Source organism: Romboutsia sp. MSSM.1001216sp_RTP31141st1_G3_RTP31141_220114 (assembly GCF_039031195.1).
In the GTDB taxonomy this organism is placed as follows: domain Bacteria; phylum Bacillota; class Clostridia; order Peptostreptococcales; family Peptostreptococcaceae; genus Romboutsia_C; species Romboutsia_C hominis.
Genome location: NZ_JBCIUO010000001.1, coordinates 895,665 through 912,108, shown reverse-complemented (window position 1 = coordinate 912,108; position 16,444 = coordinate 895,665). Strand labels below are relative to the sequence as shown.

At 26.1% G+C, this 16,444-nt stretch carries 17 protein-coding genes and 1 riboswitch; of the genes, 11 read left to right on the top strand and 6 right to left on the bottom strand.

Annotation, left to right across the window (positions count from 1 at the left end):
• The first annotated feature begins 125 nt into the window (after positions 1–125).
• Both ABCP60_RS04595 and ABCP60_RS04590 read left to right on the top strand, forming a co-directional pair.
• A complete protein-coding gene (locus ABCP60_RS04595) occupies positions 126–296 on the top strand; it encodes a hypothetical protein (protein WP_166505459.1) in 171 nt (56 codons plus the stop codon).
• Positions 297–460: 164 nt separating this feature from the next.
• Entirely contained in the window at positions 461–988 is a 528-nt protein-coding gene (locus ABCP60_RS04590) for an N-acetyltransferase (protein WP_195581123.1), read from the top strand.
• An 88-nt stretch (positions 989–1,076) separates the two neighbouring features.
• Here ABCP60_RS04590 and ABCP60_RS04585 read toward each other — a convergent pair whose 3' ends face one another.
• Positions 1,077–2,357 (bottom strand): DEAD/DEAH box helicase, encoded by a 1,281-nt coding sequence (locus tag ABCP60_RS04585; protein WP_343101332.1) that lies wholly within the window; start codon positions 2,355–2,357, stop codon positions 1,077–1,079.
• A gap of 173 nt (positions 2,358–2,530) precedes the next feature.
• Here ABCP60_RS04585 and ABCP60_RS04580 point away from each other — a divergent pair, with 173 nt between their 5' ends.
• A complete protein-coding gene (locus ABCP60_RS04580) occupies positions 2,531–3,349 on the top strand; it encodes a MerR family transcriptional regulator (protein WP_092925755.1) in 819 nt (272 codons plus the stop codon).
• 71 nt (positions 3,350–3,420) lie between these two features.
• Positions 3,421–4,605 carry an MFS transporter gene (locus ABCP60_RS04575; RefSeq protein WP_195581122.1) on the top strand — a complete coding sequence of 395 codons (1,185 nt, stop codon included), beginning with the start codon at positions 3,421–3,423 and terminating at the stop codon, positions 4,603–4,605.
• A 124-nt stretch (positions 4,606–4,729) separates the two neighbouring features.
• Here the strand turns inward: ABCP60_RS04575 and ABCP60_RS04570 are convergent, their stop codons facing one another.
• The 3 genes from ABCP60_RS04570 to ABCP60_RS04560 all read right to left on the bottom strand — a co-directional run bounded on the left by ABCP60_RS04570 (position 4,730) and on the right by ABCP60_RS04560 (position 7,434).
• Positions 4,730–5,059, bottom strand: a complete 330-nt coding sequence (locus tag ABCP60_RS04570) for a hypothetical protein (RefSeq protein ID WP_092925758.1) — start codon at positions 5,057–5,059, stop codon at positions 4,730–4,732.
• A complete protein-coding gene (locus tag ABCP60_RS04565) occupies positions 5,059–5,409 on the bottom strand; it encodes a PqqD family protein (RefSeq protein WP_092925760.1) in 351 nt (116 codons plus the stop codon). Before ABCP60_RS04565 ends, ABCP60_RS04570 begins: the two co-directional genes overlap by 1 nt.
• 105 nt (positions 5,410–5,514) lie before the next feature.
• On the bottom strand, positions 5,515–7,434 hold the full coding sequence (locus ABCP60_RS04560) for an oligopeptide transporter, OPT family (protein ID WP_092925762.1): 1,920 nt from the start codon (positions 7,432–7,434) through the stop codon (positions 5,515–5,517).
• A gap of 347 nt (positions 7,435–7,781) precedes the next feature.
• On the opposite strand from ABCP60_RS04560, the gene ABCP60_RS04555 reads away from it, so the two are divergent.
• The gene (locus ABCP60_RS04555) at positions 7,782–8,468 is read left to right on the top strand and encodes a ferric reductase-like transmembrane domain-containing protein (RefSeq protein WP_092925764.1); all 687 of its coding nucleotides are present in this window, start codon (positions 7,782–7,784) and stop codon (positions 8,466–8,468) included.
• 223 nt (positions 8,469–8,691) lie between these two features.
• Positions 8,692–9,489 (top strand): HAD family hydrolase, encoded by a 798-nt coding sequence (locus tag ABCP60_RS04550; protein ID WP_092925766.1) that lies wholly within the window; start codon positions 8,692–8,694, stop codon positions 9,487–9,489.
• A 46-nt stretch (positions 9,490–9,535) separates the two neighbouring features.
• Here ABCP60_RS04550 and nhaA read toward each other — a convergent pair whose 3' ends face one another.
• Positions 9,536–10,735 (bottom strand): Na+/H+ antiporter NhaA, encoded by a 1,200-nt coding sequence (gene nhaA / locus ABCP60_RS04545; protein WP_343101331.1) that lies wholly within the window; start codon positions 10,733–10,735, stop codon positions 9,536–9,538.
• Positions 10,736–11,023: 288 nt separating this feature from the next.
• Positions 11,024–11,067, top strand: a riboswitch (PreQ1 riboswitch).
• A gap of 98 nt (positions 11,068–11,165) precedes the next feature.
• Here nhaA and ABCP60_RS04540 point away from each other — a divergent pair.
• The 3 genes from ABCP60_RS04540 to ABCP60_RS04530 all read left to right on the top strand — a co-directional run bounded on the left by ABCP60_RS04540 (position 11,166) and on the right by ABCP60_RS04530 (position 13,496).
• Entirely contained in the window at positions 11,166–12,131 is a 966-nt protein-coding gene (locus tag ABCP60_RS04540; RefSeq protein ID WP_092925768.1) for a nucleoside hydrolase, read from the top strand.
• A 1-nt stretch (position 12,132) separates the two neighbouring features.
• Positions 12,133–12,696: an ECF transporter S component gene (locus ABCP60_RS04535; RefSeq protein WP_092925770.1), complete on the top strand. Its 564-nt coding sequence runs from the start codon at positions 12,133–12,135 to the stop codon at positions 12,694–12,696.
• A 107-nt stretch (positions 12,697–12,803) separates the two neighbouring features.
• Positions 12,804–13,496, top strand: coding sequence for a radical SAM protein (locus tag ABCP60_RS04530; protein WP_092925772.1), 693 nt, complete (start codon positions 12,804–12,806; stop codon positions 13,494–13,496).
• 56 nt (positions 13,497–13,552) lie between these two features.
• Here the strand turns inward: ABCP60_RS04530 and ABCP60_RS04525 are convergent, their stop codons facing one another.
• Positions 13,553–14,899: an MATE family efflux transporter gene (locus tag ABCP60_RS04525; protein WP_343101330.1), complete on the bottom strand. Its 1,347-nt coding sequence runs from the start codon at positions 14,897–14,899 to the stop codon at positions 13,553–13,555.
• A gap of 303 nt (positions 14,900–15,202) precedes the next feature.
• Between ABCP60_RS04525 and ABCP60_RS04520 the strand changes: the two genes are divergently transcribed.
• Positions 15,203–15,577: a GntR family transcriptional regulator gene (locus tag ABCP60_RS04520; RefSeq protein ID WP_092925776.1), complete on the top strand. Its 375-nt coding sequence runs from the start codon at positions 15,203–15,205 to the stop codon at positions 15,575–15,577.
• Positions 15,578–15,588: 11 nt separating this feature from the next.
• Positions 15,589–16,443 carry an ABC transporter ATP-binding protein gene (locus ABCP60_RS04515; RefSeq protein WP_195237766.1) on the top strand — a complete coding sequence of 285 codons (855 nt, stop codon included), beginning with the start codon at positions 15,589–15,591 and terminating at the stop codon, positions 16,441–16,443.
• Position 16,444 lies beyond the last annotated feature (1 nt).

Sequence of the window (16,444 nt, the reverse complement as noted above, 5' to 3'; positions counted from 1 at the left end):
CCTGTCTTTTTTGTTAAATAAATTTTGATTATAAAAAAGAAGAACTAAACATTAAAAATATTTAAAAGAGGAATATATATAAATATGTTGAATAATATAATAGAGAGATAAAGGGGGGATAAATAATGTTTTTCTTTAATAATATTAGTGGAACAGGAGTAGTAGTTTACCCAGGTTCTAATGTAGAGTTTTATGAAATAGTAGACACTAATGAGTACAAGATATCTATAAATAAAAGAACTTATAAAGTTAGCGAAGAAGTTTATAATGATGTAAAAAATAGATATGAAAAATAATATAAATACTTAAAAAAAGACTTAAGAAAATTCTTAAGTCTTTTTTTATTAAAATAAAAATCATATATTATAAAGAATAAAATAGTACAAACAGAATAATTGAAAACTACTAATACATATGGGATAATTAAATGATAAAAAGCGATCTAAAGGAGTAAAATATAATGATAAATATAAGATGTGAACTAGAAAAAGATTATAATATAGTAGAAAATGTAGTAAAGGGAAGTTTTAAAAATGAAGAGTTTAGTGATAAAGATGAGCATAACTTAGTTAATAGATTAAGAAATAGTAAAGAATCTGTAAAAGAATTAGCTCTATTAGCCGAAGTAAATGAAGAAATAGTAGGTTATTCTTTGCTTACTAAAATAAAAATAAAAAACAAAAACGAATCTAGAGAATCTTTAGCATTAGCTCCAGTTTCAGTACTACCAGAGTATCAAAAGAAAGGTGTAGGAAGCACACTAATAAATAAGGCTATAGAAAAAGCTAAAAATCTAGGATATACATCTATAGTAGTATTAGGACATCCTAACTACTATTTAAAGTTTGGATTTATAAATGCTAGTGAATTTGATATAAAACCACCATTTGAAGTTCCAGATGATGTTTTTAAAGTTTTAGTATTAGATGAAGAGAAATTTAAAGGTACAAGCGGAGTAGTAGAGTATTCAAGTGTTTTCTTTGAATAGTAGTATCAAATTAATTTAAAATAATAACTAAGAAAATTCAAAGATAATTATAAAAGACGGTGTCATATTTCACGACACCGTCTTTTGACTATTTTTTCTTATTAAATTTATTATTTGTAGATTTTTTATGTTCATACTTATCTACTTTTTTATTTTTACTTACTTTTTCTTCTTTTTTAGCTTCATTTTCTTTAGATTTTTTTCTAGCTTCTTTTTTCATCTTATCAAAATCAATTTCTACAAACTTGCCATTTTTTAACTCAACAGCTTTCATATCTATTTTAAAATCTCTTCTATAATCTCTTATAGTAGATAAATTTTGATTAGTTATTATAGATATTGCAGTTCCTTTTCTATTTCCTCTAGCACTTCTACCACATCTATGTATATATTCATTTTTACTAGGTGGGAAGTCTAAGTTAAATACATGACTAACCTCGACTATATCTAATCCTCTAGCAGAAAGATCAGAAGATACTAAAATACGAACTTTACCACTTCTAAAAGCACTAAGTGCATTTTTTCTATCTTCTTTAGTCATTTTACCAGATATACAAACAGCTTTATAGCTATGGTAATTAAGTTTTTCAGTTATAACCTCTATACTATCTTCATCATTGACAAACACGATAGCTCTACTTGGATTAGCAGAAGCTAGGGATTTTCTAAGTAATGTAAATTTTTCTCTTCTATCTCCATATAAATACATATGATTTATATTAGGATTTATTATTAATGTATCTTTAGTTTTAATCATTTTCATATCTTTCATTAAGTAATCACACATACTTATAGTATTTTCATTTAAACTAGCTGAAAATCCTAAAAGTTGTCTATCTCTTAATGTAGTCTTTATTATATTTTCAACAACTTCTTCATTTTTACCACTAAGTAAACTATCAACTTCATCAAGTATTATAGTTTTTATAGTATGTGCTTTAAGTTTTTTTTGCTTAATTAAGTCTAAAACTCTACCACAAGTACCAACTACTATATGAGGTTTTATAGTTTTTATATTTTTTATTTGCTTTTGAATATTTACTTCACCTATTATAGAAAAAGCAGTAACATTCATATTAGAATTCTTTGACAAAATTTTGGCTTGTTCAGTTATTTGCATAACTAATTCGTGAGTAGGTGCAAGTATTAACACTTGTGTTTCTCTTTTCGTAGTGTCTATTTTTTCAAATATAGGAAGTAAGTAAGCTAAAGTTTTTCCACTACCCGTTTGAGCGCTTACTAATAAGTCTTTATTATCTAATATATCTTTTATAGTTAAAGATTGAACTTCTGTTGGAGAAGTTATATTTTGTTCTTTAAGTCCTTTTATTAGGTTTTCATTTAAGTCTAATTTTTCAAATGTGTTCATTTTTAACTCCTTTACATATCTTGTAAATTACATTATACACGTATTATATATATTTTTATACAGTATGAGGTAAATTATTTAAGCTTAGGAATAAATTTAGGTAATATAATATTCAAAATTAGTATAGACTGTGGTCTTACACCATAGTTTATAATTATTTTGAGGTGATAAATATGAAACTTTTAACAGGTCAAGTTAGTAAAATTTTTAATATAAGCAAAGATACTTTAAGATATTATGACAAGATGGGACTCTTAAAGCCAGATATAAATAAGTCAAATGGATATAGATATTACTCACAAGAACATATTGATCAGTTAAATTTAATCCTAGCTACTAAGGACCTAGATATATCTTTAGCTGATATAAAAGAAACTATAGAAAGTGAAGAACTGTATAAATATAAAGAATTAGTAAATAAGCAAGAAAAACTAATAGAAGAAAAGATAGAGTCCTTAAAAAGAAAACAAAAACAATTAAAAAAATGGAACGAAATATTAGATATTGTAATAAATTTTGAAAATGAATATGACTTTAATAATATTAAAGTATACAGAGATACATACAGTTTTTATTTAATAAATTTAGATAAAATATTAGAAAAAGACTTTAATAAAGAGTATATAAGGTGCATAGATGAAGTATTAGAATGTATGAATGAAGAATGTTACTACACTATGTACAATTTGAATAATGGCAAAGGTATAGAAGAAGATGAAAGTAATATTCTTATAAAAGAAGATGAGAAAAATATTAGTATAATAAAAAAGTATATGGATAAGAACTTAAATTTAATACATAGAGAAATTAGTGGAGATTTTATTTGTGTAAAATTTTATGGGAATTCTGATGAACTAAATGATTATTTACTAAGGCTTAGTAAACACTTTAACAAAAAAGAAAATAATGAGGTATTTATAAAGTGTGGCTTTTATATACCTAAAAAGAATAACGATGAAAAATATTTTGTAGAAATTTTATTAAAAGTCTAAATCATAGTTGATTATATAGTAGAACCACACATTAGAATAAATTCATCAATAGATCTTAGGAGGTATATATTTTGAATCTAATTAAAAATAAAGTATTTTTAACAATACTTATAACAGATATAATACAGCAAATGGCTATATGGATAAGAAATATAGCTATAATGTTTTTTATAATGGATATAACAAATAGTGATCCATTAGCAATATCATCACTTAATTTTATAGAGTTTTTACCAATGTTTTTACTTACTTTTATAGGAGGAATAATAGCTGATAAGTATAATCCTAAAAAACTAATGATATGTGGAGATTTATTTAGTTTTATATCATTTATAATACTAGGCTTAGCGATATCTAAAGGATATATAATAGCTATATTTTTAGCAGTATTAGTTTCTGCTAGTGTTACACAATTTTCATATCCTGCATCACAAAAATATTTTAAGGAATATATAGATGAAGAATATATAGAAAATGCAGTTGGAATAAATCAACTTTTAAGCTCTGGATTTTTTGTTATAGGACCATTTATAGGATCTTACTTTTACTTTAATTTTGGAATAGGTAAAACATTAATAATATTATCAGGATTGTTTTTAGTATCCATTTTATTATTATTAACATTACCTAATAAGAGTTTTGAAAAAATAGAGAGTAGCGGTATACGTGAAGATATTAAGTTAACTTTTAAATATTTAAATGAAAAAGAGATACTAAAGTTGTTATCTAAAATATTTTTAATAGTAGCCTTTGCTATGGGAATAGCTAATAACCTAGATATATTCTTAGTAACGGAGAGGTTAGGCCTTAGCAAAGAGTTTTATCAGTTCTTTTCAGGGATAGCAGGAGTGGGAGTAATAGTTGGGGGTGGACTATATTTAGTCATATCTAAATATATGAATATGAAAATATTATATAGTCTTATAGGAGTGTTTGCTATAACAGTATTTTTTGAAGGATATTCAATAAACCCAGTATTTACTATGAGCCTTCAATTTATAGATAATATACTTGGTGGAATACTTAGTGGATATGTAATGGCGCTTATAACTAAAGTCACAGACCAAGAATATTTAGGTAAAATAAATGGATTAACATCAACACTTATGACATTAGGTATAATGGGAGGGACTCTTATATCAGGAATTATTATGAAATATTCATCTATAGTAGTTGCCTTTTTAGTAGCAAGTATATCATTTTTAATAAGTTTTATAATACTTTATAAAGGGGTTAACAAAGGATTATTAAAATAATAGGTTAGTGTTTAAAAGTAAATTAGAGTTATACATATAAAAATGAGCTATTTTAAATAGCTCATTTTTTAGTTAAATTAAAAATATTTTTCAGAATATAATTTTAAATCAAATATAGTTTTAACTATTTTAAGCTATATCCGTTAGTAGTTTTTTCTATAACACCATCTTTAAGCATTTTTCCAATAAGTATTTTAGATATATGAGAAGGATCTTTTATAACTAACTTGTCTTTAGAGTAAAATAAAGATGCTTTTAGATTTAAAATTTCATTTTCAATATCTTTTTTAGATAAAGTATTTTTAGTTTTAAAAGCTTTCATAACAGCTTTGTAAGATTTATTATAAAGTAAGTCTAGTAAATCATTAGGTTTATTTCTTTCTTTTATAATTCCCCAAGTATAAATAATTATTGTTGCAATTGCAAATAATAATATGTATATAATAATATCCATTATCTACCATCCTTTTTTAAAGAAATAAATTTATTATCTTTAAGTATAGTAAAATATGTAATCAATCTTTCATATAATGGCTCACAGTCTTTTCCAAATGAAGCTTTAACATATTTAGATATATCGTATATAGAACTTTCACCATCTATATTTTTCCATACACAGCTTCCTAGTTTGTCTAACTTTATGGAACTACTTTTTGGGACTTTAAATAAATTTTGAGCAATCTTATCAAATAATCCTTTTCTCGTGATTTCTAATGTAACTATCCCAAAGTTATCCTCAGACCAAGTTATTTTTGAGTTTTTGATAGGAATAAAGTCTAAGTAATTTTTATCATTTTTTTTCATAATACCACTCCTACAAATTTAGAATAAGCAACTTATTTATAATTAAAGAAATAAGTAGGAGAAAATTTCTCCTACTTAAGTATATGTTTATAGATTTTTTATATTCTATGATGTTTTACTCCTTTTATCTTTATAGGAGATAGTAAACTTAAATAGTGTAATTATTAGTATGATAAATGCTATAATAGAACCTATTTGACCTAAATTAACAGAAGTAGAAAGGTTTATAGTATCAGCAAGTGTTGATTCTCCAACATTTATTATTGCAAATATAGCAAGTAATACCCCAATTAGACCTTCACCTGCTATTAGACCTGAAGTATATAATATACCTCTATCAATTTGTTCTTTTCTATCATCTTCAGATACTTTCTTTCTCTTTTCAAAGAATAATCTAATAATACCACCAACCATTACGCCAGCACTTAAATGTATTGGAAGATATAGTCCAACTGCAAATGGTAGTACAGGTATTCCTATTATTTCAACAGCAACAGCTATTCCTGCACCAGCAAATATTAAAGTCCAAGGAAGATTTCCCTCCATAACACCTTCAACAACTAGTTTCATAAGAGTAGCTTGTGGTGCTGGTATTTCTTTTGAACCAAATCCCCAAGCTGCATTTAGTAAGTATAATACTGCACCTATAGTTATAGCAGAAATTAATACACCTATAAGCTCTCCATATTGTTGTTTCTTAGGAGTTGCACCAACAATATAACCTGTTTTTAAGTCCTGAGAAGCATCTCCAGCAATTGCAGCTATAATACATATTACAGAACCTATAGCTATAGCACCCATCATACCATCTTGGCCAACAAGTCCTGTTGATTTTAATACTATAGTACTTATTAAAAGTGTAGCAATAGCCATACCAGAAACTGGGTTATTACTACTTCCAACTATACCAACAAGTCTTGAAGATACTGTTGCAAAGAAGAAACCAAATACAGCAACTAAAAGTGCTCCAACTAAATTAACTGGAATAGAAGGAACTAGCCATATGGCTATAACTACTAATAAAGATCCAAATAAAACAACCTTCATAGACATATCTTGATCAGTTCTAAGTGAACTTTCAGATTTATCTAAATTAGAATAATCCTTCATAGCTTTTCTAAATGTATCTATTATAAGAGGCAGTGATTTTATTAAACTAATAATACCTCCACAAGCAACAGCTCCTGCACCAATATATCTTATGTAATTATCCCATATATCCCAAAATCCTAGTTCAGTTATAGGAACTGTAGCAGGATAAAGTGTCATATTGGCACCAAATAATGATATTAGTGGAATTAATGCTATCCAACCAACTATAGCACCAGCAAACATATATCCAGATATCTTAAATCCACATATATATCCAACTCCAAGTAATGCAGGTAATACGTCTATACCAAAGGCTCCATTATGATACCCAGGTATTTCCCATTCAATTTCTGTTGGGAATAGTTTTAAACCATCACCTATAAATTTGTATAAACCAGCTATACCAAGACCAGCAAATACTATAGATGCTTTAGATCCACCTTCTTCTCCAGCAAGTAAAACTTCTGCACAAGCAGTACCTTCTGGATAAGGTAATACACCATGTTCTTTTACAATAAGTGCTTTTCTTAGAGGTATCATAAATAATACTCCAAGTATACCACCACATAAAGCTATGATTGCAATTTTAATTAAGCTTGGACTTCCAAGTCCCCAATCTTTCATCCATATAAACATAGCAGGTAATGTAAATATAGCACCAGCGGCCAAAGATTCTCCAGCTGAACCTATTGTTTGCACTATATTATTTTCTAGTATAGAATCTCTTTTCAATATAACCCTTAAAACTCCCATTGATATAACAGCAGCAGGGATTGATGCACTAACTGTCATACCAACTCTAAGACCTAGATAAGCATTTGCAGCACCAAATATTACAGCTAATAAGCCCCCAAGAACTATTGATGTAACAGTAAACTCAGGAACTATTTTATTAGCAGGAATAAATGGCTTAAAATTGTTTTGATTATCCATAAATATTCCCCCTTTTGAGCCATACATTAATAACTCATTTTAATATTAATTTTTTATAATTCATATAAATTTATAAATATGTTATGCAATACTTTTATCATAAGTAAGGTTGGGATTAGGAAAAGATATCTATAGTAGAGTATATACATTTAGAAAATTTATATGAATAAAATTAAAACTATATAGATTAAATTTAAGTAGTTAAAACCTAAAGAAATTTTACAATTTGATGATTCCTAAATTTTTCCACATGCTATTTTATAAGAATTCTAATTAAAATTATTGACAAGGTATTAATGCTAAAATATAATAATGATTATCAATATGAAATGAAAAGGAGAATTAATATGCGATTAGTTTATTCATTAATTTTTATAGTGGCTTTAGCGCTAATTTTTACATCTAGCATAAGAAAACATTCGAGGTTATTTTATTTAATAGCTTCAATAATAGCCACATCAACAGTAATTTATGAAATATTTAGATTAACCTCAGATATAAAATTACAAGGATTTATAGGTGAATTTGAAAAAGCATCTATGAAGGGGAATTTTTCAATAGCATTTTTTATATTAGTAATGTTTGCAGGAGCACTTAACCCAAGGTGGAAAATAACGAAAAAATTGTTAGGAATAAGAGCAGAGGCTGCGATTTTAGGATCTATACTAATATTTCCTCATTGTATAATGTATTTAGTACGTTTTATAGTGAAATTACTTAATTATAAGCCTATAACTACACTTTATATTATATATTTAATTGTTGGTTTAATAGCATTTATAATAATGATTCCATTGTTTATAACGTCTCTCAAAAAAGTAAGAGTTAAAATGCAGTATTTAGAGTGGAAAAAGTTACAAAGATGGGCTTATCCATTTTATGTATTAGTTTATGTACATATAGTACTTTCAATTTTAAATGATGATAAAGTTGATATATTAAAATTAAGTATATATAGTATATTATTTATTGGATACTTTGTATTGAAATTGATAAAGGCCTTAAAAAATAATAAAATTTTATTAAAAAAATAGATACTTTTCAAATAAAATTAAAGTAATAATAGATGTTAAGTATTTTTTATAAGTTATTATTAGATAGATTATTAAAAAGTTCAAAAAAATATGTATTATAATACTTTCTAGTATGTTTACTAGGAAGTATTTTTAGTTTTAAAAAAGTTAATAGGGGTATATGATTTATACATAGGTAGATTTTATGTTAAATTATAAGGATTAGAAATTTTAGGAGGTACAGATGATAAAATTAATTGCATCTGATATGGATGGAACCTTATTAAATTCAAAGAAAAAGATAAACAACGAATTTTATACGATATTAAAACAATTAAAAGAAGATAATATAATATTTACAGCGATAAGTGGAAGAGATATATTTTCTCTAAAGAAAGTATTTAAAGATATAGATGAAGATATTGTATTTGCAGCAAACAATGGAAACTATATAGAATATAAAGGTAAAGTTATTTTTGAGAACTATATACAAAAAGATAAGTTAAAAAATATAGCAATAGTTGTAAGAAAATTTTTTAAGCACAATACACTTTATTGTGGAAAAGATATTATATACAGCGAAAGTAAAGTTGCTAAGTTCATAGGAATTCTATGGGGGCTTAATATAAAATATACTAAAGATATTATGAAAATAAAGGATAATATTATAAAAGTTACGGTTTTTGGAAAACCAAGTGATATTAATAAAAATCGCGAGAAACTTAAAATTTTAAATAATGAGTTTATGGTAACTATATCTGGGAGATTTTCTATTGATATATGTAGATATGGTGGAAATAAGAAAAATGGAATAGAAATAATTAAAAATAAATTTAATATAAAATATGATGAAACTATGGTATTTGGCGATAATATGAATGATTTAGAAATGATGGCATCTGCATATTATAGTTTTGCAATGGAGAATGCTAAAGATAAAGTGAAGTCTAATGCAAGATTCATAGCTAAATCTAATGATGACAACGGAGTAGTTGAAGCCATAAAAGAAGTGGCTTTAGTTAATGAAAAGGCTAAATTGTAAATAAAAAAGGTGTTATCTCAGCAAATAATAGAGATAACACCTTTTATTATGATATGTAATATTTATTTACTAAGGAGCTTTTGTTTTTAAGCATAAGTTTAAATCTAATATCAAAAAAGCTTATTACAGCTATACTAGATAATATGGATATACAAGAAGATATCAATATAGCTCTTTTTGAAATATCAATTAAAATCATATTATTTATAAATGCAACTTCAGATACAAAGATAGACATTGTAAAACCAACACCTGCAATTAATGATACCAAAAATACAGACAACCAACTTATACTAGAAGGCTTTTCAGAAATTCTAAAAGTACAACCAATAAAACTAAAAAGCACTATTCCTAAAGGTTTCCCTAAACAAAGTCCTAAAATTATACCATAGACTAAAGAATTCGTATCAGAAGTACCTATACTGGAAGTAATAGAAATACCTGTATTAGCAAATGCGAAAAGTGGTATTATAAATAAACTATTAAAAGGAACTAAAATCCTTTGAAGTCGTTCTAAGGTATTGTATCCATTATTATTACGTGAAGGAATTGTGAGAGCTAATAATATCCCACTTATTGTACAGTGAACTCCACTTAAATAAATGAAATACCACAAAAACAAACCAGATACAAGGTAATAATATATGCTGTAAATATTAAATACTTTATTTGCTATAATAAGCGAAAGTACAATTGAAAGTGCTATAGATAAATAGATTAAATTTATATCCAATGAGTAAACTACACCTATAGCTAGTATAGAAATCAAATCATCCACGACTGCTAGGGAAAGTAAAAATACTTTAAGTGATGGATTAAGTTTTTTAGAAAATAGTAAAAATATACCTACTGCAAAGGCTATGTCTGTAGATATAGGTATACAAAATCCACTTAAAAAAGCAGTGTTTTTATTTAAATATATAAATATAGCTGCGGGAACAATAACACCGCCGATAGAAGCTATAACTGGAAAAGATGCCTTTTTAAAAGAGGATAAATTTCCATAAAGTATTTCGTGTTTTATCTCAAGACCTGCTACTAGAAAAAAAATAGCCATTAAAAAATCATTTACAAACATATGAAATGAAAAATTATTTACTATACAAATATCTTTAAATATAAACTCATAAATACTTCTTAAAGGAGTATTGTACATAAAAAGAGCACACATAGTAGCTAAAATTAAAAGTAAACTTGTTAGTACTTCTAATTTTAAAGACTTTTTATAGGTTCTTAATAATCTCAATATATCACCAACTAACTTTAAATTTTTAAACAAGCATATAATAAATCTATGAATAGTGATACATAAATATGAGTCTATAATATTATTAAGTTATCAATATTATCATGAATAATATAAACCTAAAATATAAAAAATTAAATTTTATTTATGTTGAATTATACAACTATTTATTGTAAAATTAAATTTGTCAGTTAGTCATGGATAAGTCAAAAAGACTAGACAAAAGACTAGACAGAAAACTATAATAAACCGTATAAATATTAAAAATACTAGATAGTTTAAAGTTATCTAGGACTTGTTCGAGAACTCCAAGTATAAAAAACTAGGGATTTATATAGTGGCAGTATATAGACGTATCCTAGATACGCTTTTTTAATGCACTAAATAAAAGCGTATAGTTCTCCATTAAATGTTTATGGAGGAGATTAAAATGAAAAAAAGAAAAGTAATAATTGATTGTGATCCAGGAATTGACGATTCATTAGCAATACTTCTAGCATTAAATTCACCAGAATTAGAAGTATTAGGGATTACCGTATGTAGTGGAAATGTACCTGCAAACTTAGGAGCAAAAAATGCTCTAAAAGCACTTCAAATGTGTTCTTCGCTAGATGTACCTGTATATATAGGAGAAGAGCTACCTTTAAAAAAAGAACTTATAACAGCACAAGATACTCATGGAGAAGATGGTATAGGAGAAAATTTTTATGAAGAAGTTGATGCTAAAATTTTACATGGTGGAGTAGACTTTATAATAGATACTTTAAATAGAAATAAAGACGTATCTATTATAGCATTAGGTCCGCTTACCAATATAGCTAAAGCATTAATTAAAGATAAGAAAGCCTTCGATAACTTAGATGAGTTTGTTTCTATGGGAGGAACTTACAAAAGTCATGGGAACTGTTCACCAGTAGCAGAATTTAATTATTGGGTAGATCCACATGCTGCTGAATATGTTTATAAAAACTTACCTAAAAAAATTCATATGATAGGACTTGATGTAACTAGAAAAATAGTATTAACACCAAATATTATTGAATTTATAAACAAACTAGATAAAGATGTATCTAAATATATAACAGAAATAACTAGATTTTATATAGATTTTCATTGGAATCAAGAAGGCATAATAGGTTGTGTAATAAATGATCCATTAGCAGTCGCATATTTTATAGACAGAAATCTATGCAACGGATTTGATTCTTACGTTGAAATAGTAGAAGAAGGAAAAGCCATAGGTCAAACTATAGTAGATGCATATGATTTTTATAAAAAGAAACATAATGCACATATACTGACAGAAGTAGATGCAAAAGCTTTTATGAAGATGTTTATAAAAAATATATTTAAGGATAAAGGTAATATTATAGATTCTATAAAAGGAGTGATATAATATGGAAAAGAAATTAAACGTTAGAAACTTAACTTTAATAAGCTTTGGAATAGCTTTAAATGTAGTAGGAGCATTTATAGCCTATTCTTTAAGACTTCCTATATATATGGACTCTATAGGAACAATATTTATAGCCTGTTTACTTGGACCTAAATATGCCGTAATAACAGGTCTATGTGGAAGCTTAGTAAGTGGAATGACTTTTGATATATATTCAATATACTTTGCTCCTGTTCAAATAAGTACAGGGTATTTAGCTGGTTTGATGTATAAAAAAGGATTCTTAAAAGGTATAAAAACTCCTCTTGGAGTGTTTATATTCACATTACCAACATCTATAATAAGTGCCATGATAAGTGCATTTTTATTTGGAGGTATAACATCATCGGGTTCATCATATATTGTTCAAGTACTAAGTGTAATTGGAGTTCCAGATGTATTAAGTGTATTTATAACACAAATATTTACAGATTATGCTGATAAATTTGTGGCAGTACTATTAATAGGGGGTTGTGTTAATGCACTTCCTAGAAATGTAAAATCACAAATATTATTAAATAGATAAAATTCATAATAACTAATTTTTATAAATTTAAATTAAACATAGATTGGAATATATCAAATTAGGTATTATATTATGTATAATACCTAATTTATTATAAAGGAGAAAAAATGGACAGATATAGTGAAATAACTAATAAAAACCAAAGAGAAATAGTACTACTTAAAAGTTTTCCATGCGTATGGGGAAAATGTAGTTTCTGTGATTATATATTAGATAACTCAAAATCAGAAGAGGAAATAAATAAATTAAATTTTAAAGTACTTGAAAATATAACAGGAAAATACAAAGTTTTAGAAGTTATAAACTCAGGAAGTTGTTTTGAACTTCCGAAAGCTACACTTGATAAAATAAAAGATATAATAAAAGACAAAAATATTGAAAAACTATTTTTAGAAAGTCATTGGTCATATAAAAATAAAATACAAGATATGAGAGAATATTTTGAAATACCTATAACTTTTAAAATAGGTGTAGAAAGTTTTGATTATGACTTTAGAAATAATTTTCTAAATAAAAATGCTAAATTTAAAAGTGTAGAAGAACTTAAAACTTATTTTGATTCTCCATGCATGATGGTAGGTATAAAAGGTCAGACAAAAGAAATGATAGATAAAGATATGGATATAGTTTTAAATAATTTTGATCATGCTACTATAAATGTTTTTGTAAATAATACATCAGATATTAAAAGAGATGATGAGATAGTTAATTGGTTTGTAGATAAATATAAAGACTTACTAGATAAAAATCCTAATATAGAAGTATTATATAACAATACTGATTTTGGAGTAGGAGAATAAAAAGCTAGCTTAAATTTTTAAGCTAGCTTTTTAAATGTAGATTTGTCTTATAATTTTTATGATGAGTAACACTCTGAAGAATTTATACTATTAACTTTTTTATGATAGTCAATAAATAACGGTATAGATGCTGCAAGCCAAGCCATAGGACCTGCTAAACAAATACCAGTATAACCAATAGCTAAAGGTAATGTAAATGCAACAATAGTTCTGGCAAGTAATTCGTAAACACCAGCCATCATAGGCACGAAAGTATATCCCATACCCTGAAGTGCATTTCTGTATATAAATATTAAGCTAAGAGGTATAAAGAAGAAAGAAACTGTAGTTAGATATTTAGTAGCGTATGATATTACATTTGGATCTGAATTTGATACAAATAGCTTAACAAAATATTCACCAAGTGTCATAAGTATAATTCCACCAATAACACCAATAGCTATATTTATTAATGTACACTTTTTAACTCCCTCTTTAATTCGTTCGATATTATTAGCACCAAGATTTTGAGCACAATAAGTTGCCATAGTAACACCAAATGTTACACTTGGCTGCATAACAAGTTGTTCAACCCTAGAAGCAGCAGTATATGCAGCAACAATAGTTGATCCAAATGAATTAACAGCACCCTGAAGTATTACTGCTCCGACAGCAGTTATTGAAAATTGAAGAGCCATTGGGATTCCTATATTTAAGTGTTTCTTATAAAAGTCTAAGTTGAAGCTAAAATGTCTTTTTTCAAGTCTTAATATAGGAAATTTTTTAGCAGTATAAATTAAGCATAGTATACCTGAAACTCCTTGGGAAATAACAGTAGCATAAGCAGCTCCTTTAACTCCCATAGAGAATTTAACTATAAACATCAAATCTAGTATTATATTTAAAATGGATGCAACAATTAAGAAATATAAAGGAGTTTTACTATCTCCAAGTGCACGAAGTATACTTGCAATTATATTATAGAAAAATGTAACAAATATACCTCCGTATATAATTATTATATATGAATAAGCTTCATCTATTATATCATGTGGAGTTTTCATTAAATTTAAAAGTGGTTTAGTAAAAAATATACTTAAAATAGTAATTATAATAGTCATAATTACAGACAGTACAATTGCACTACCTACGGCTTTTTTAACACCTTCTTCATCATTTGCTCCAAACCTTTGTGAAACTAATACGGAAAAACCAGATGCAAGGCCTAATATAAATCCTATTATTAAAAAAATCATAGAACTTGTTGATCCAACAGCTGCTAGAGCTTTAACACCTAAAAATCTTCCAACAATTATTGTATCTACCATACTATAGAATTGTTGAAAAATATTTCCTATAAGTAATGGTATAGAAAAATATAAAATTAATTTTACTGGATTACCAATAGTCATATCTTTAGTCATAAACATTCCCCCCTTTTATGTAAGACATATCCATCAGCATATACTAACATTATTTAAAACCATATACAATAGATTATAAAAAAGTTATTAAAAATGATACTATATTTTTATTATATTACAATAGTATTTAATTTATTGTTACAGAACAATTCTATAAAACTTACATTTAAATAAAAATCATTAAGTATATATTTTTTTAATTAATTTTGAAAATAGGTTGACATGAAGTGTACATAAAGTGTATATATATAATGTATACATTTTATATACACTAAATATTAAGTAAGGAAGAGAGGTGTAAAATTGAATATAAATATAAGTAATACATCAACAATACCCTTGTATGAACAAATAAAAAGCCAGATACAAAATCAGATATTAGACTCAACATTAAAGCCAGGGGAAGGTCTCCCATCTATAAGAAATTTCGCAAAAGAATTAAAGGTTAGCATAATAACTATAAAAAGAGCCTATGAAGAACTTGAGAAAGAAGGATTTATAGAGACTGTTACAGGGCGAGGAACTTTTGTATCAACAAAAAATACAGATCGATTAAGAGAAATAGCTTTATATGAAATAGAAAATAAATTAGAGGATATTATAAGGCAAGTAAAATCAGTAGGTATAACATTAGAAGAAGGACTAGAAATATTTAAAAGTATATATGAAGAAATATAAGGAGGTATATTATGAATGCAATAGAGATTAGAAATTTGAAGAAAAATTTAGATACATTTAATTTATGTATAGATAATCTAGATATAAAAAAGGGATATATAACAGGGTTTATAGGTCCAAATGGATCAGGAAAAACTACCACAATAAAATTAATTATGAATATGATATTTAAAGATAGTGGTAGTATAAAAATATTTGGAAAAGAATATAAAAAAAATGATATAAATACAAAAGAATTAATAGGTTATATTGGTGATGTTCCTGGTTACTTAAATGAATCTAAACTTAAGGATATAAAAAAGTCAGTATCTTTTTTTTATAAGAATTGGGATGAATCATTGTATAGAAGATATATACAAAAATTTAAATTAGATGAAAATAAAATATATAAGAAACTTTCAAAGGGACAACAGAAAAAGTTTGAATTAACAATGGCGCTGTCTCATCATCCAAAACTTATAATAATGGATGAACCAACAGCAAATTTAGACCCTTTAGTCAGAAATGAATTTTTAGATATACTTCAAGAACATATAGAAAAAGAAGAAGCTACTGTATTTTATTCTACTCATATAACATCTGATTTAGATAAAGTCTCAGACTATTTAGTATTTATATATGATGGGAAAATAATACTAAGCGGAGATAAAGATAGCATATTAGAAAGACATAGTATGATAAGAGGTGGGAAAAATTTATTAGACAATGAAACTAAAAGAGCATTAGTAGCATTTAATGAAAATTCATTTGGATTTGAAGGATTAACATCAAATGTAAAACATGCATACGAAATATTTGGGGAAGAAGTTGTTTATGACAAAGTTAATTTAGAAGATATACTAATGTATTATACTAGGGGGTATTAAT